Below are 16,535 nucleotides of genomic sequence, written 5' to 3'. Positions count from 1 at the left end.
CGCGCCCCGAGCGGGACGGAACAGTTGGACCGCGCGAATCCGGGTGCCGGTGTGGTGGCGTGATCGTGCCGGGCGACGAGTATGTGCTGACCCGTGCGGCGTCGCCGCAGTTCGCCAAGCCGATCACGGTGCGGGTGATCCGCGAACGGACCGACCGGCGCACCTACCACGGCTGGACCTGGATCGAGGTCTATCAGCTCGACGGGCGCGGCGACGCGACAGAGCGCCGAGAGCTGTTCGTGATGCCGGCCGGCCTGGTCCCCGCACGCCCAACTCCGCCGACGGCCGCCGTACGCACGCGTCGGGTTCCGGGCCGATGAGTCGACGGGGCCGGGAGCATCCGCCGTCGCGTCCGACGTGGCGCTGCCGGGACTGCGGGATCGCGTGGCCGTGCGGCGCGGCCAAGTTGCGGCTGCTCGGGCAGTACCGGGAGGACCGGCCCGGCCTGCTGATCCATCTCGCGGCGCTGCACGAGGAGGCCGCCGCGCAACTCGGTGACGTCCTGTCTCCGGTCGGGCTGTTCGACCGCTTCGTGTCCTGGGCGCGTGTCCGGAGGTGAGGAGGTTGTCCGCGTACCGCCGAAGGAGCCGGACCGGGCACCCAGCGGAAGTGGGGGACGGGGGCCGCTCGGCGTCGCCGGCAGCCCCCGTCCCGGTGAAGCTCAGCTCGCCGCGACCGTTGGTTGCGGTGGTTGCTCGCCGGGTCGGGCGACGAGCACCGTGGCGACGGCGGCCACGAGCCCGGCGATGCTCAGCCCGAGGACCAGCCAGGACGGGCCGAAGGGGTAGTACTCGCCTGGGGTGAAGGCACTGCGGTGCCGGTGCCGGTGCCGGTGTCGGCGCGGGTAGGCGAGCCCGTCAACCGTTCATGGTCAGACCCTTCGGGGTGACACTGCTCCTGCGGCCGAGAGCAGTGCTGGCGCGACCCGCGCGGTACGCGCTGCGGTCCTGTCGGTCGACGCCGGCAGGACCGCAGGGCGGCCGGTCAGTAGTAGCGCATCGAGGACGCGACGTCGTTCCAGCCGAGGATGCCGAGATCGGGGTAGAGGCCCGGAGCCTCGGCGCCGTTGCCGATGCTGTTGTAGAGCCACAGCTGCTGGCCCTTGAGCTCGATGTGCTCGAACAGGATGGTGTAGGGGATGTGCGGGATGTTGCCGTCGAGGTAGGCGACGTTGGTGTCTACCGAGGACACCTTGTCGCTGATATTGCTGCACGCCCACAAAATGCAGAAGACGCTGCGGAAGTCGCGCTGCGTGCCCCAGTCGACCCGGAAGTCCCACTTCGCGCCCCGATACTGCGAGTGCTCGAAGAGGTGGACGTAGCCGGCGACATCTCCCCAGTAGCCCTTCGTGGCCATCACCCCGACGTCGCCGTTCGGCTTCGGCCCCTCCGTGAGAGTCGGCCCCTCCGTGCGAGTCGGCGCCGACAGGGTGCGCGATGCCGCGTCGGTCCTGGGGAAGCGCCGCTGCACGTCGGCGACGTACTCGTTGGCGGCCTCGGCCCGGCGGAAGACCTGAAGTTCATCGTCCCGAAAAGTGTCCGGCGACACCACGTACCGCAGCGGTTCGGCGGCATGGCGGGTCAGGTCGCGCGGTTCGACCTTGCGGCCGTCGAGCCGTACGGGCAGCTGCGGCGGCTGGATCTTGGCCTTCGGCACGGGCGGTTTGGTCGCAGCGGCGGCCATGGCGCGCTTCGCCGACGCCATCTCACCCGCCCCGAGGATCGCCCCGGCGGCCAGGCCCGCCGCGATGCCACCGAACGCTCTTCTTGTCGTCACCATGTCCCCTAACGTGGTTGGAAGGTTGTGGGAATTGTGCTGGCGTGAAATGCCGGAGACAGGAGTTCTGTCGGACGGGCGACTGTCCGGAAGTGAACATCCCTAGCGTTGTCGCGGATGGCGAGCATCTGCTGGTAAGCAAGGGTTTCAGGGGCTTTGGGCGATGGCTCTCCCTGCCAGCACGTGACCGATGAGGTGCGGGAGTCAGGCGACGGGCGGCCAGACAGCACGGAACAGGGCAGGTGAGACGGCAACTGAGACGAGAGCGACCGTAGAGACGACTCAGGGCCGGTCCCACGGGACCGGCCCTGTCGTTTTTCAGCTCAGACGAGCGGAGGATACGAGATTCGAACTCGTGAGGGTGTGAACCCAACACGCTTTCCAAGCGTGCGCCCTAGGCCTCTAGGCGAATCCTCCGCGAGCCAGGATACAGGGTGTCGCCGCCACGCCCACCCCGCCACCCCCTGAAGATCGACGACGGGTCGGGTAGGCTGGGGGCACCTCCCGTGCGGCGGTATCTCGTGAACCTCCCCAGGGCCGGAAGGCAGCAAGGATAAGCGAGCTCTGCCGGGTGCACGGGGGGCCTTTCTGTCTCGGGCGCGAGACGCCTCCACCTCACCCGTCGTGGCCGGTCGACGCCGGCCTCAGGTGTTAACAGGGGGCCCTTCCTCTACCGGAGGCGTTAATAAGGTGCCCTTCCTTACACCTGTGCCAGCGGGGTGGGTGGTCAGGTGGGCGTGGGCGGGGCGAGAATGGCGCGGTCGAGAGGAGGCGGGACGTCGTGGCATTGGCGCTCTACCGCAAGTACCGGCCGCGTACCTTCGCCGAGATCATCGGGCAGGAGCACGTCACCGAGCCGCTGTCGCAGGCGCTGCGCAGCGGGCGGCTCAACCACGCGTACCTTTTCTCCGGCCCGCGCGGCTGCGGCAAGACCTCCAGCGCCCGCATCCTGGCCCGCTCGCTCAACTGCGAGCACGGTCCCACCCCGGAGCCCTGCGGCACCTGTGACTCGTGCCGCTCGTTGTCTGGTGACGGGGCCGGCTCGATCGACGTCATCGAGATCGATGCGGCCAGTCACGGTGGCGTGGATGACGCCCGCGAACTGCGCGAGAAGGCGTTCTTCGCGCCGGCCAACAGTCGCTTCAAGATCTACGTCATCGACGAGGCGCACATGGTCTCGTCGGCCGGCTTCAACGCCCTGCTCAAGCTGGTCGAAGAGCCCCCGGAGTACGTCAAGTTCATCTTCGCCACCACCGAGCCGGAGAAGGTCCTCGGCACCATCAAGTCGCGGACCCACCACTACCCGTTCCGGCTGATCCCGCCGAAGGTGCTCCGCCCCTATCTCGAGCAGCTCTGCCAGGCCGAGGGGGTGCAGGTCGAGCCGGCGGTCTTCCCCCTCGTCGTGCGGGCCGGCGGGGGCAGCGCCCGGGACAGCCTCTCCGTACTCGACCAGCTCATCGCCGGTGCCGGCCCGGACGGCGTGACCTACGCCCGGGCGGCCGCGCTGCTCGGCGTCACCGACTCGGCGCTGATCGACGAGATGTGCGACGCCCTGGCCGCCGGAGACGGCGCCGCCGCGTACGCCACCGTCGACCGGGTCGCCGAGGCCGGGCATGACCCCCGCCGGTTCGCCTCCGACCTGCTGGAACGCCTGCGCGACCTGATCGTGCTCCAGCAGGTGCCGGACGCCGCCGCCAAGGGCCTGATCGACGGGCCGGCCGACCAGATCGAGCGGATGACCGGCCAGGCCGAACGCCTCGGGCCGGGCACCCTGTCCCGCTGCGCCGACATCGTGCACGACGGCCTGGTGGAGATGCGCGGCACCACCGCACCCCGGCTGCTGCTGGAGTTGATCTGCGCCCGCATGCTGCTGCCCGGCGTCGACGACTCCACCGGCGGCCTGCTCCAGCGCCTCGAACGCATGGAACGCCGGCTCACCCTCACCGGCACCGACGCGCCGCCGGCCGCCGCCGACTCCGCGCCGCCCATCGCCGCCCCGGCGGTACGCACCCAGCCTCCCGCCCCGCCCGCGGCTGCCGCCGCGAACACGGTCCGGACCGCCGGCGAGCCGGCGGCTCCCGATGCCCAGTCCGGGGCGGCTGCCGCGCGAGCCGCCGCCGCGAGCGCCGGTGGCCGAGGTGCGGCCAGCGCCGATGCCCAGTCCGGGGCGGCTGCCGCGCGAGCCGCCGCCGCGAGCGCCGGTGGCCGAGGTGCGGCCAGCGCCGATGCCCAGTCCGGGGCGGCTGCCGTGAGTGCCGGTGGCCCGACCGGGGGGCAGACCTCACGCCGTCCGGTGCCCCCGTCGGCCGTCATGCCCGATCCGGCCACTCCCGAGCCGCCCCGGCCGGGCGCGGTGAGACCCGCCGCGCTCGACGCCCCCGCGGTGCGCCGAATCTGGCCTGAGGTGGTCGGCAAGGTCGGCCGCAAGAGCAAGAAGGTCGCCGCCTGGGCCCGCGAGGCCACGGTGCGCGAGGTCGACGGCCAGACGCTGGTACTCAGTTTCCGCTACCCGTTCCACGCGCAGGCCCTCTCGAACGAACCCGACCTGCTGATCGAGTCGCTCTACGAGGAATTGGGCGAACGCTGGCAGATCCGGTGCGAGGTGGCCGGGGAACGTGGTGGGGTGCCGTCCGGTAGCCCCGGCGCCGGGCCGGGACCCGCCTCGGCAGCGTCCCGGCCGGTGCCCGCAGCCCCCACCGGTGGGCGTTCCGGCACCGCGACCAGGCAGCCCGGCGGCCCGTCCGGAACGGAACGGAGTACCGGTGCGGGGGACAGGTCCCCGGCGGCACCCGCTGCCGGTGGCGCCGGGTTGGCGGAGGACAACGAGGGTTGGCCGGAGGCGGCTCGGCCGGGTGGCGCCGGGTTGGCGGAGGACAACGAGGGTTGGCCGGAGGCGGCTCGGCCGGGTGGTGCTGGGTCGACGGAGAGCGGTGAGGGTTGGCCGGAGGCGGCTCGGCCCGGTGGTGCTGGGTCGACGGAGAACGCAGAGAGCTGGCCGGAGCCGGCTCGGCCCGGTGGTGCCGGGTCGGCTGCGGCCGGTGACGCGACGGGCGGTCAGTCTGCTGCGGCTCGTCCGGGTGGCACCGCGCCGAAATCGCCGACGTCGGCCGCTGTACCCCCGGGGACCGGCGTCCAGCGGGCTGGTGGTGCTCCGTCCTCGGCGGGCGCGAGCGCTCCGCAGGTTGCCGGGTCGGCGTCCGGCGCGTCGCGGCAGGGCGCGGCGACCAACGGCAACGGCGGCACCGCAGGCGCGCCGGTGAGCAGCGCGATCGCGGCGGCCCGAGCAGCGGCGGCGGGTCGGGGTGCGCGTACCGGCCAGGGAGCCCGCCGGACGGCCGACGTCGATTTCGCCGGCGAGCCGCCGTACGATCCGGACTTCGACGGCCCGGTGCGCGGCGGTGCGGGAAGCCCCGGCGGCGCGGCACCGGCGGTCACCCCGACCTACGAGGGCTTCGACCCCGGTGACGAGCCACTGGACGAGGTCATCGACGAGAAGACGGCCCGCGAGTCGAGCGAGGAGCAGGCGGTACGCCTCCTCCGCGAAGCCTTCGCCAGCACCGAAAAGATCAGCGACTGAGTGAGCCCGGCATAGGGCGGTAGCGACGAGGCGAGTCCTGGCTCGTGCAGCGACCGGCCGACCAGCCTGAGGGGTTCTTGCCCGGCCTCGTCGCACAGGACGCCGCAACTCGTGGTCTGCGCACGCGATGCCGCAACTCGCGGCCTCAGCGCGCCTGGACACCCCGACATGCCGCAACTCGTGCCGTGCACCGGACGGGACACCCCGACATGCCGCAACTCGTGCCGCGCACCGGACGGGACACCCCGACATGCCGCAACTCGCGCCCACTCGACGGGCCCGAACACCCCGACATGCCGCATCCCGCCCCGCCCACCACCCCAGGCACAGCATCACCAGGCCTGGAAACCAACCTCGCCTTGCGCAGGTCTCTCCAACCCGTTCCCTCACCCCGGATCACCCTGTTGATCATGAGGTTGACGGCAATGGTTGATCTCCACACTGCCGTCAACCTCATGATCAACGCTGACAGTGGCGGTCGCGGGAGGGACGGGCGGGTGGGGGTGCTGGTGGCGGTGGGATACGGGCGTGGCGATCACCCCGCGGCTTGGCGGGCATAGGGATATCGCCTCTTTTCGCCCCTCCTCGAGCCCCACGCCACCCGCCGGTCGATCAGACCGGTGGACCAGACCACCTTGCCCCGATCTGTCCCGCCCTCTTCGGGGATCTTGGACCGGAATGGCCCCTCTGAGGGCCGAAAGTGTCCAGGATTGCCTACTCAAGCAATAGATCGGACGGCATTGCGCCGACCGGTTTTCCCGCCTGCGAGGCGTTCGCAAAGGCGCGATCTTGCACTTCTGGTCGGGGCGAAAGATGCCTACTCGGGCAATTCGGCGACCAGAAGTGCAAGATCGTCGGCGGGGTCGGCGGGGTCGGCGGGGTCGGCGGGGTCGGCGGGGTCGGCGGGGTCGGCGGGGTCGGCGGGGTCGGCGGGGTCGGCGGGGTCGGCGGGGTCGGCGGGGTCGGCGGGGTCGGCGGGGTGGGCGGGGTGGGCGGGGTGGGCGCGGTGGGGCGGTTGGGGTTGGGGTGGGAGGACGGTGAATGGGGTGGGGCGGGGAGGTGAGGTGGGGCCAGGCGGTGGGGGCGTTAGGGTGGGCGGGGTTACGTAGACGGAGCGAGGGAGCCATCGTGCGGCCTGGTGGACAGCCGAACATGCAGCAGATGCTGAAGCAGGCGCAGAAGATGCAGCAGCAGATCGCCAAGGCGCAGGCCGAGTTGGCCGAGGCCGAGGTGAGCGGCACCGCCGGTGGTGGTCTGGTAACCGCGACGGTCTCCGGCGCTGGCGAGGTCAAGAGCATCAAGATCGATCCGAAGGCGGTCGACCCGGACGACGTGGAGACCCTGGAGGACCTGGTCGTCGCGGCCCTGCACAACGCCACCGAGGCGGCCCGTGAGCTGACCGAGCAGAAGATGGGCCCGGTCGCGGGTGGGATGGGCGGCCTCGGCCTGCCCGGGTTCTGAGCCGGCAGATGTACGAGGGTGCCATTCAGGACCTGATCGACGAGTTGGGTCGGCTGCCGGGGGTGGGTCCCAAGAGCGCCCAGCGGATCGCCTTTCATGTGCTCTCCGCCGACCCGGCCGACGTGAACCGGTTGGCCGGGGCGTTGCGGAAGGTCAAGGAGCTGGTGCGCTTCTGCACGAGCTGCTACAACGTCGCCGAGTCCGACCAGTGCCGGATCTGCCGCGACCCGCGCCGCACCGAAGAGGTGATCTGCGTGGTCGAGGAGCCGAAGGACGTGGTCGCGGTCGAGCGGACCGGTGAGTTCCGCGGGCGCTACCACGTGCTCGGCGGGGCGATCAACCCGCTGGAGGGCGTCGGGCCGGACAACCTGCGCATCCGGGAGTTGCTGGCCCGCCTCGGCGGCGGCGCGGTCCGCGAGCTGATCCTGGCCACCGACCCGAACACCGAGGGCGAGGCGACCGCCACCTATCTCGCGCTGATGGTGAAGCCGATGGGGATCGCCGTCACCCGGCTGGCCAGCGGGCTGCCGGTCGGCGGCGACCTGGAGTACGCCGACGAGATCACTCTGGGCCGGGCCTTCGAGGGTCGTCGGGCCGTCTAGCGGCGGGGTCCTCGACGCACCTGCCGGACAACCGTGCCTGTCGTCGCCCGTGTGACAGGCACGTGATGAGCGGCTTGGCGCATGTAACAGAATGATATCGATTGGTAGGGGCCATTAGTCCGCTTTGCCCGTCCGCCTGTGGGTCCGTGTCACATGGCTCGGTCGGTTAGGACACGATCCGGTACCAAGAGGATTGTGTACCGTTTCCGGCCGGTCCTAACGGGAGCTAAGGTCACCGCCATCGGTGACCCTGTCACCACGTTGTCCGTACCCCATAGGACGAGGTGAAGCACCATGCGTGCATCCAGGCCGAAGGTCGCTATCGCGGCCGTGGCGGCCGCGGCCCTCGCGGTAGCAGGCTGTGCCGAGAGCGACCGCGAAGGATCCGGCGGTAGTAGCAAGGACACCCTTGTCTTCGGCGTTGCCGGAGACCCGAAGGTGCTCGACCCCAGCTTCGCCAGCGACGGCGAGTCGCTGCGCGTGGCCCGTCAGGTGTTCGAGACCCTGGTCCGCCCGGAAGAGGGTGGCACCAAGGTCAGCCCCGGCCTCGCCGAGACCTGGCAGCCGGACGCCGCGGGCACGACCTGGACGTTCAAGCTGCGTTCCGGCGTGAAGTTCCACGACGGCACGGACTTCAACGCCGAGGCCGTCTGCGCCAACTTCGACCGCTGGTACAACGCCAAGGGCCTCATGCAGAGCCCGGACGTGACCGCGTACTGGCAGGACGTCATGGGTGGCTTCGCCGCCAATGAGGACGACACCCTCCCGCCGAGCCTCTTCAAGTCCTGCACCGCCACCGACGCCACCACCGTCGCCCTGGCCTTCACCCGGGTTTCCAGCAAGATCCCGGCCGCCCTGATGCTGCCGTCCTTCTCCATCCACAGCCCGAAGGCGCTTGAGGAGCACGACGCCAGCAACGTCTCGGGTAGCGCGGACGACATCAAGTACCCCGTGTACGCGACCGAGCACCCGACCGGCACCGGTCCGTTCAAGTTCAAGTCCTGGGACGTCCCCAACAAGACGTTGACCCTGGAGCGGAACGAGGACTACTGGGGCGAGAAGGCCAAGCTGAAGAGCCTGATCTTCAAGACCATCTCGGACGAGAACGCCCGCAAGCAGGAGCTGCGCTCCGGCGGCATCCAGGGCTACGACCTGGTCGGCCCGGCCGACGTAGAGCCGCTGAAGGGCGAGGGCTTCAACGTCCTGACCCGCCCGGCCTTCAACATCCTCTACCTGGCCATCAACCAGAAGGGGAACCCGAAGCTGGCCGACCTGAAGGTCCGGCAGGCGATCGCCCACGCGATCAACCGTCAGGCCCTGGTCGACTCGAAGCTGCCCCCGGGCGCCCAGGTCGCGGTGAACTTCTTCCCCGACACCGTCGAGGGCTGGAACGGCGACGTCACCAAGTACGAGTACGACGTCGACAAGGCCAAGGCGCTGCTGGCAGAGGCGGGTGCGTCGGACCTGACCCTGCGGTTCCACTACCCGACCGAGGTCACCCGGCCGTACATGCCGAACCCGAAGGACCTGTTCGAGCTGCTCTCGGCGGACCTCCAGGCGGCCGGCATCAAGATCGAGGCGATCCCGCTGAAGTGGAGCCCGGACTTCCTCAACGCCACCACCTCCGGTAACAAGCACGACCTGCACTTCCTCGGCTGGACCGGCGACTACGGCGACGGCTACAACTTCATCGGTACCTTCTTCGACCGGCAGAAGGACGAGTGGGGCTTCAACAACCCCGCGCTGTTCGAGAAGTTCAAGCAGGCGGACACCACCCTGGACCCGGCGGCCCGGGTGGCGCTCTACAAGGAGCTGAACGCCGACATCATGAACTTCCTGCCCGGTGTGCCGGTCTCGCACTCGCCGCCGGCCATCGTGTTCGGCAAGGACGTGACCGGGGTCAAGGCGAGCCCGCTCACCGACGAGCGGTTCTCGACCGCCCAGTTCAAGTCCTGACCTGACGCACTGACCGCGGGCGGGCGCTGTTACCCACAGCGTCCGCCCGCGATCCCCTGCACACCCTCGAGGCCGCCGTGATCCGGTTCATCGTCAGACGTCTGCTCCAGTTGATACCCACGCTGTTCGGGCTCTCCCTCCTGTTGTTCATCTGGCTCCGCCGGCTGCCCGGTGGCCCCGAGACCGCCATCCTCGGCGAGCGGGGTACGCCCGAGATGCGCGCCGCGATCCGCCACAACCTCGGCCTCGACGAGCCGATCCTGATCCAGTACGGCCGGTTTCTCCGGCGGTTGATCCGGCTCGACCTGGGTACGTCCATCGCGACCAAGCGCGAGGTGACCACCGAGTTCCTCCAGCGCTTCCCCGGCACCGTCGAGCTGACCGTCACCGCGATGGTGATCGCGATCGGCATCGGCATTCCGCTGGGTTACCTGGCCGCCCGCCGTCGTGGCCGGCTGCTGGATCACCTCTCGGTCGGCGGCTCGCTGATCGGCATCTGCATCCCGGTCTTCTTCCTGGCGTACATCCTCAAGGCGATCTTCTCGGAGAACCTGGGCTGGTTCCCCTCCAGCGGCCGGCAGGACCCGACCATCGGCGCCACTCGGATCACCAACTTCTTCGTGCTGGACGGGCTGATGACCCGGGAGTGGGACGCCGCCGCCGACGCGCTCTGGCATCTCGTGCTGCCCGGCCTGGCGCTGGCGAGCATCCCGCTGGCGATCATCGTACGGATCACCCGGGCCAGCGTGCTGGAGGTGCTGAACGAGGACTTCGTCCGTACCGCCGAGGCCAAGGGCCTGACCGAGAACGTGATCCGCCGCCGGCACGTGCTGCGTAACGCGATGCTGCCGGTGGCGACCTCGATCGGTCTGCTCACCGGCGGTCTGCTCTCCGGTGCGGTGCTCACCGAAACCGTCTTCGCGTTCAGCGGAATCGGCGCCTTCATCGCCGAGTCCATCAGCCAGCGCGACTACCCGGTCCTGATGGGCTTCATCATGATCATCGCGGTGGTCTACGTGCTGGTGAACCTGATCGTGGACCTCTCCTACAGCCTGATCGACCCGAGGGTGAGGGTCCGATGACGATCATCAGCGGGAAGAAGCGCGAGAAGATCGACCGCCTTGCCGAACTCGCCGCCCGCGAGGAGGAGCGTGGCGTCAGCCTCTGGCAGGACGCCTTCCGCCGGCTCCGGCGCAACCCCGCGGCCATCGTCGGCGCGGTCATCCTGACCATCTTCGTGCTGGTCGCCATCGTCGGACCGGTCTTCGTGCCGTACGGCCCGACGGACACGATGGGCATCCGCGAAGGTGTCGTCCGGGTCGGACAGGGCCTGATCCCCGGGCACTCCGCCGAACACTGGCTCGGCTACGACCACCAGGGCCGGGACGTCTTCAGTCGCATGATCGTCGGAGCCCGGCAGACTCTGCTGGTCGGCGTGGTGGCCACCCTGATCGGTCTGGCCGTCGGCGCCCTGATCGGTGGCGTCGCCGGTGCCGCCGCTGGCCTCGGTGGCCGGTGGGGCCGCTGGGTGGACACCACCCTGATGCGGATCATCGACATGTTGCTGGCGATGCCCAGCCTGCTGCTCGCGGTCAGCATCGCCGCGCTGCTCGGGCCGAGCCTGACCACCGTGATGATCGCGGTCGGGATGGTCTCGGTGCCGGTCTTCGCCCGGCTGCTGCGCGGCTCGATGATCGCCCAGTCCAACAGCGACTACGTGCTGGCGGCCACCTCGCTCGGGGTCCGCAAGTCGAAGATCGCGCTGGCCCACGTGCTACCGAACTCGCTCGCCCCGGTCATCGTGCAGGCCACGCTGACGCTGGCCACCGCGATCATCGAGGCCGCCGCGCTGTCGTACCTCGGTCTCGGCAATCCCGACTCGGCCGTACCCGAGTGGGGCGTGATGCTGGCCGACGCGCAGCCGTGGCTGGGCATCCGGCCCGCGTTGGCCATCTACCCGGCGGTCGCGATCATCATCACCGCGCTGGGCTTCACGCTGCTCGGCGAGGCGATGCGCGAGGCCCTCGACCCGAAGCTGCGGAAGTAGGTACCCCGCTATGTGTGAAGCGCGAGGAGTGAGCTTGCGAGCCCCACAGCCGCGAACGGAGGGTCGGTAATGGCACTACTCGAAGTGGACGACCTCTCCGTCACCTTCGCTCGACGCGGTCAGCGTGCCGTGCACGCCGTCGACGGGGTCTCGTTCTCGGTGGACGCCGGCGAGGTGGTCGGCCTGGTCGGCGAGTCCGGCTGCGGCAAGTCGGTGACCTCACTGGCCATCATGGGACTGCTGCCGAGACAGCCCGGCCTGCGGGTTGGTGGCAAGGCGGTCTTCGACGGCACCGACCTGCTCCAGCTCGACGATCGCTCGCGGCGGGGCATCCGGGGCCGGGACATCGCGATGGTCTTCCAGGACCCGCTGTCGTCGCTCAACCCGGTCGTCCCGATCGGCCTTCAGGTGACCGAGGTGCTGACCCGGCACCGGGGCATGAAGGGTGACGCGGCGGCGAAGGAGGCGGCCCGGCTGCTCGACCGGGTCGGCATCCCGGACCCGAAGCGCCGGCTCAAGGAGTACCCGCACCAGCTTTCCGGCGGGATGCGCCAGCGTGCTCTGATCGCCATGGCGGTGGCCTGCCAGCCCCGGCTGCTGATCGCCGACGAACCCACCACGGCGCTGGACGTCACCATCCAGGCACAGATCCTGGAACTGCTGAAGGACCTGGTCCGCGACTCCGGAACCGCGCTGGTGATGATCACGCACGATCTGGGCGTGGTGGCCGGCATGTGCGACTCGATCAACGTGCTGTACGGCGGCCGGGTGGTGGAGACCGCGCGGCGGCGCCCGCTGTTCCGCGAACCGAGGCACCCGTACACCGTGGGGTTGCTCGGCTCGGTGCCGCGCCTGGACGTGGGGCGCGGCGAGCCGCTCAACCCCATCCCCGGCTCGGTGCGGGACCTGCTGCCCTGGCCGGACGGCTGCGCCTTCGCGCCGCGCTGTACCCGCCGGGTGGACGCCTGCGTGGGCGAGCCGCCGCAGCTGGTGCTCGCCCACGACGGCCGCAGCTACCGCTGCGTCAACCCGGCCCCGGTGCCCGCGCCGCGCGAGGAGGAGAAGCGATGAGCGAGCGGAGCGAGCGAATCATTAGGCTCAGCGCGTATGTGCCTCATGACGGCACGCAGCGAAGCGGAGTGCCGGCATGAGCGACAGCGACATCCTCGTAGAGGTACGGGACCTGAAGGTGCACTTCCCGATCAAGCGGGGAGTGCTGTTCGACCGCACGGTCGGCCACGTCAAGGCGGTCGACGGGGTGGACCTGAGCATCGCGCGTGGCAAGACGTACGGCCTGGTCGGCGAGTCGGGTTGCGGCAAGTCCACCCTGGGGCGGGCGTTGCTCCAGCTCACCCCACCCACCACCGGCGAGGTGAGCTTCGACGGCGTCGAGCTGACCACGCTGCCGCCGGGCAAGCTGCGCGCGATGCGCAAGCGGATGCAGATGATCTTCCAGGACCCGATGTCCAGCCTCGACCCGAGGCAGAACGTCGAGTCGATCCTCACCGAGGGTCTGCAGACGCACGGCATCGGCGGCAACCGGGACGAGCGCCGGAAGATCATCGCCGAGACGCTGGACAAGGTGGGTCTGCCCCGATGGGCGCTATCCCGCTATCCGCACGAGTTCTCCGGTGGTCAGCGGCAGCGCATCGGCATCGCCCGCGCGCTGGTGCTGGGGCCGGAGCTGATCGTCGCCGACGAACCGGTCTCCGCCCTGGACGTGTCGATCCAGGCCCAGGTGATCAATCTGCTCGACGAACTCCAGGACAGCCTCGGACTGACCTACCTGGTGATCGCGCACGACCTCGCGGTGGTCCGGCACATCTCGGACACCGTCGGCGTGATGTACCTGGGTGGGCTGGTCGAGGAGGCGCCGAGCGACCGCCTCTACCGTGAGCCGCTGCATCCGTACACCCGGGCGTTGATGTCGGCGGTGCCGGTACCGGACCCGGACGTGGAGGACCATCGGGAGCGGATCCTCCTTGCCGGAGACCTGCCCTCGCCGGCCAACCCGCCGTCGGGCTGCCGTTTCCACACCCGGTGCCCGTGGGCGCAGCCGACCCGCTGCGCCGACGAGCGGCCGGCGCTGCGCGAGGTCGGCGGCAGCCGGGTCGCCTGCCACTGGGCCGAGCAGATCGCCAGCGGCGAGCTGCGCCCGCACAAGGTGAGCGCGGAGATCGTCCGTCCGGAGGGCGAGGGCGAGGAACCCGGCGTCGTCTCCGCCCCCAGCGAACCCGGCTCCTTCGTGTAGGAGAGGGCACGCAGGGAAGATGCTCAGCCCTCGGGACGGTTCAGCAGGCCCACCGCGACGGTGTGGACCGCGTCCAGTCCGGCGGGATCACTCAGCGGCGCCCTGCCGCCGGTGACCACGTACCACTCGTCGGCGTCCTTGTACTGCACGCGGAGCGTGACCTGCCCGTCGGCGAATTCGGTGCGCAGCGTCAGCTCGCCGGTGACCACGCCGACCTCGTCGGTCATCACCCCGCCCGGCCCCGGCACGATGTCGGTGGTCCGGCTCTGCGGACCGGTGGCACCCCCGGCGTCGGCCGTCATCCCGGCACCCGGCACCTCCACCTCGTCGGCGGCGGCACCGTCCGCGATCATCCCGGCCGTGGCTGGGCCGGGTGGGCCGCCGGTCGCCGCCGCGGCCTCCCCGCCGGCGTCCGGCGCCTGCTCGGGCGCCGGTGTGCCGTCAGATCCGGTTACGGCTTGCTCTCCCATGTGCAGCCCTCCAACATGTCGGTCAGCGCGGACTTCTCGGCGCTGGTCACCGTCAGCTGCCAGTGATGCTTCACTGCCACCCAGTCGCCGGCATACTGGCACCAGTATGAGCGGTTCGGTGGTTTCCACTGGGACGGATCCTGGTCACCCTTTGACCGATTGGAGGAGGCGGAAACCGCGAAGAGTTGCGGCCGGTCCAGGTCGTTGGCGAAGTCACCACGCTTCGAGTCGTCCCACTCGTCGGCGCCCGAGCGCCAGGCGTTGGCGAGCGGAACCATGTGGTCGATATCCACGCTGGAGGGGTCAGTGAAGCTGCGTCCGTCGTAGACGCTCTCCCACCGGCCACCCACCACGTTGCAGCCGGAGTGCTTGATGTCCTTGCCATCCTGCTCCAACACGGTGTCCCGCACGTCGCAGTTCTTGCCGGTCTTGCGCCAGTGCGGGAACCGACTACGGCTGTAGCCGCGCATCGATCCGGCTTCGGCTACGGTGAGCTGAGAGAGCATCTGGGTGGCGGAGCCGCCATCGCCGCTGGGCGACGCCTCCGGCTCCTCCTCCAAGGGGACGCAACCGGCCACGCCGAGGGCCAGCGCCGCGACAACCGCGAGCGCCCCCAGGGCGCGGGGTCCTGATCTGGTACGCACAGATGACACCTCTCCAGCTTGCGGGCTTGCGGCGATCCCGCACAGTACCCGGGCGAGGTTTTGGCGTTTCGTGGTGTCTGGCACATGGTGCACGGCAGATTGGAAACCATGTCCGAACGAGATTCCGCTGTCCGGATGGGAACCGCCGCCGGGCGTGGCACACTGGCCGCCGCCGTACTCGCCTCCGGCATGGTCTTCCTGGACAGCACCGTGGTCAACGTGGCGCTGCCCCGGCTCGGTGCCGAGCTCGGCGCCTCCGTCGCGGGCCTACAGTGGACGGTCAACGGCTACCTGCTCACGCTCGCGGCGTTCGTGTTGCTCGGCGGGGCGCTCGGCGACCGCTTCGGCCGACGGCGCATCTTCCTGATCGGAGTCGTCTGGTTCACGGTCGCCTCGGTGCTCTGCGGGCTGGCCCTGCGTACCGACTGGTTGGTGGCCGCGCGATTCCTCCAGGGTGCCGGCGGGGCCCTGCTGACCCCGGGCTCGCTGTCGCTGCTGCAATCCACCTTCCATCCCGACGACCGGGCGAAGGCGATCGGGGCCTGGTCGGGCCTGTCCGGGGTCTCCACCGCGCTCGGCCCGTTCGTCGGCGGCTGGCTGATCGACGCGCTCTCCTGGCGGTGGATCTTCTTTCTGAACGTGCCGCTGGCCGGGCTCGTGCTGCTGGCCGCCGCGCGTTGGGTGCCGGAGAGCCGGGACGAGAGCGCGACCCGTACCCAGGGACCGGGCCGACGGGCGCGCCGCTTCGACGTGGCCGGCGCGCTGCTCGGGGCGGTCGCGCTGGCCGGTGTCACGTACGCCCTGGTCGACGCGCCCGGCCGGGGCCTGACATCGCCGCCGATAGCGGTCGCGGTCGTGGTCGCGGTGTTGGCCGCGGTGCTGTTCGTGGTCGTCGAGCGGCGCCGGGGCGAGACCGCGATGCTGCCCACCGAACTGTTCGGCAGTCGACTGTTCTCGGTGCTGAACGTCTTCACCGTGCTGGTCTACGCCGCGCTCGGCGGGTTCACCTTCTTCTTCGCCGTCTATCTCCAGAACGTGGTCGGCTGGTCGGCCTTCCGAACCGGGCTGGCCCTGCTACCGATGACCCTGCTGCTGCTGGTCGGCTCGCCCGGCGCCGGTGCGCTGTCGGCGAAGATCGGGCCACGGCTGCTGCTGACCGTCGGGCCCGTGCTGGCCGCCGCCGGTCTGCTGATGCTGCGCGAGGTCGGGCCGGGTGCGTCGTACTGGCGTCAGGTGCTGCCCGGTGTGGCACTGTTCGGCGCCGGGCTGACCATGGTGGTGGCGCCACTGACCGCCTCCGTGCTGGCCGCCGTCGCCGACCGCTTCGCCGGGGTGGCGAGCGGCTTCAACAACGCCGCCTCCCGGGTCGGTGGCCTGCTGGCGGTGGCCGCCCTGCCGCTGCTGGTCGGGCTCTCCGGCACCGGGTACGAGCAACGCGGCGAACTGAGCACCGCCTACCGTGGTGCCCTGCTCTGGTGCGCCGGTCTGCTGCTGGGTGGCGCGGCGATCGCCGCCCTGCTCGTCCACCGCCCGGCGCGCCGGCCACCACCGGCCTGACCCCGCGAATCGATCCCCGCCGCCGGTGCCGGTAGCTGATAGGAAGGGCCCCTTTTTAACAGCTCGCTGTTATTGATGGGTAACCCAAATGTCCCGTGGTCATCCGGCGGCGTAGCGGACTTCTGGTTTGCCGAACAGGCTCCGGATGAGGTGGGGCTGGTTCTGTCGCCGGCGTAGGTGGGTGCGGGCCTGGG

The 16,535-nt window shown here is 70.3% G+C and carries 14 protein-coding genes, 1 tRNA gene and 1 other RNA gene; 12 read left to right on the top strand and 4 right to left on the bottom strand.

Features of this window, described 5'->3' with window-relative positions:
* Positions 1–59: 59 nt before the first annotated feature.
* Positions 60–320, top strand: a complete 261-nt coding sequence (locus tag IEY61_RS28545) for a hypothetical protein (protein ID WP_229706522.1) — start codon at positions 60–62, stop codon at positions 318–320.
* Positions 317–559 carry a flavin reductase gene (locus IEY61_RS28540; RefSeq protein WP_189049897.1) on the top strand — a complete coding sequence of 81 codons (243 nt, stop codon included), beginning with the start codon at positions 317–319 and terminating at the stop codon, positions 557–559. The genes IEY61_RS28545 and IEY61_RS28540 overlap by 4 nt, the downstream gene beginning before the upstream one ends.
* Before the next feature lie 425 nt (positions 560–984).
* On the opposite strand, the gene IEY61_RS28535 is transcribed toward IEY61_RS28540, so the two are convergent.
* Positions 985–1,776, bottom strand: coding sequence for a hypothetical protein (locus IEY61_RS28535; RefSeq protein WP_189049895.1), 792 nt, complete (start codon positions 1,774–1,776; stop codon positions 985–987).
* 332 nt (positions 1,777–2,108) lie between these two features.
* Positions 2,109–2,193 (bottom strand) — tRNA-Ser (locus IEY61_RS28530).
* Positions 2,194–2,274: 81 nt separating this feature from the next.
* On the opposite strand from IEY61_RS28530, the gene ffs reads away from it, so the two are divergent.
* The 9 genes from ffs to IEY61_RS28480 all read left to right on the top strand — a co-directional run bounded on the left by ffs (position 2,275) and on the right by IEY61_RS28480 (position 13,670).
* Positions 2,275–2,364: signal recognition particle sRNA small type (gene ffs / locus IEY61_RS28525), an RNA gene on the top strand.
* 193 nt (positions 2,365–2,557) lie between these two features.
* Positions 2,558–5,353, top strand: coding sequence for a DNA polymerase III subunit gamma and tau (locus IEY61_RS28520; RefSeq protein WP_189049893.1), 2,796 nt, complete (start codon positions 2,558–2,560; stop codon positions 5,351–5,353).
* Positions 5,354–6,505: 1,152 nt separating this feature from the next.
* Positions 6,506–6,814 (top strand): YbaB/EbfC family nucleoid-associated protein, encoded by a 309-nt coding sequence (locus IEY61_RS28510; RefSeq protein ID WP_229706523.1) that lies wholly within the window; start codon positions 6,506–6,508, stop codon positions 6,812–6,814.
* Between the two features lie 8 nt (positions 6,815–6,822).
* Entirely contained in the window at positions 6,823–7,416 is a 594-nt protein-coding gene (gene recR, locus IEY61_RS28505) for a recombination mediator RecR (protein ID WP_189049887.1), read from the top strand.
* 294 nt (positions 7,417–7,710) lie between these two features.
* Positions 7,711–9,372, top strand: coding sequence for an ABC transporter substrate-binding protein (locus tag IEY61_RS28500; protein WP_189049885.1), 1,662 nt, complete (start codon positions 7,711–7,713; stop codon positions 9,370–9,372).
* 77 nt (positions 9,373–9,449) lie between these two features.
* A complete protein-coding gene (locus IEY61_RS28495; RefSeq protein ID WP_189049883.1) occupies positions 9,450–10,454 on the top strand; it encodes an ABC transporter permease in 1,005 nt (334 codons plus the stop codon).
* Positions 10,451–11,419 carry an ABC transporter permease gene (locus IEY61_RS28490; protein ID WP_189049880.1) on the top strand — a complete coding sequence of 323 codons (969 nt, stop codon included), beginning with the start codon at positions 10,451–10,453 and terminating at the stop codon, positions 11,417–11,419. Before IEY61_RS28495 ends, IEY61_RS28490 begins: the two co-directional genes overlap by 4 nt.
* A gap of 69 nt (positions 11,420–11,488) precedes the next feature.
* The gene (locus IEY61_RS28485) at positions 11,489–12,490 is read left to right on the top strand and encodes an ABC transporter ATP-binding protein (RefSeq protein ID WP_189049878.1); all 1,002 of its coding nucleotides are present in this window, start codon (positions 11,489–11,491) and stop codon (positions 12,488–12,490) included.
* A gap of 76 nt (positions 12,491–12,566) precedes the next feature.
* The gene (locus IEY61_RS28480) at positions 12,567–13,670 is read left to right on the top strand and encodes an ABC transporter ATP-binding protein (RefSeq protein ID WP_189049876.1); all 1,104 of its coding nucleotides are present in this window, start codon (positions 12,567–12,569) and stop codon (positions 13,668–13,670) included.
* 23 nt (positions 13,671–13,693) lie between these two features.
* Here the strand turns inward: IEY61_RS28480 and IEY61_RS28475 are convergent, their stop codons facing one another.
* On the bottom strand, positions 13,694–14,140 hold the full coding sequence (locus tag IEY61_RS28475; protein WP_189049874.1) for a hypothetical protein: 447 nt from the start codon (positions 14,138–14,140) through the stop codon (positions 13,694–13,696).
* Positions 14,122–14,784: an HNH endonuclease family protein gene (locus IEY61_RS28470; protein WP_189049872.1), complete on the bottom strand. Its 663-nt coding sequence runs from the start codon at positions 14,782–14,784 to the stop codon at positions 14,122–14,124. The genes IEY61_RS28475 and IEY61_RS28470 overlap by 19 nt, the downstream gene beginning before the upstream one ends.
* 108 nt (positions 14,785–14,892) lie before the next feature.
* Here IEY61_RS28470 and IEY61_RS28465 point away from each other — a divergent pair, with 108 nt between their 5' ends.
* Positions 14,893–16,341 (top strand): MFS transporter, encoded by a 1,449-nt coding sequence (locus tag IEY61_RS28465; protein WP_189049870.1) that lies wholly within the window; start codon positions 14,893–14,895, stop codon positions 16,339–16,341.
* Positions 16,342–16,535 lie beyond the last annotated feature (194 nt).

Origin of the sequence: Micromonospora sonchi, assembly GCF_014646235.1 — a bacterium.
GTDB lineage: Bacteria > Actinomycetota > Actinomycetes > Mycobacteriales > Micromonosporaceae > Micromonospora > Micromonospora sonchi.
This window is presented reverse-complemented; position numbering and strand designations above follow the sequence as displayed.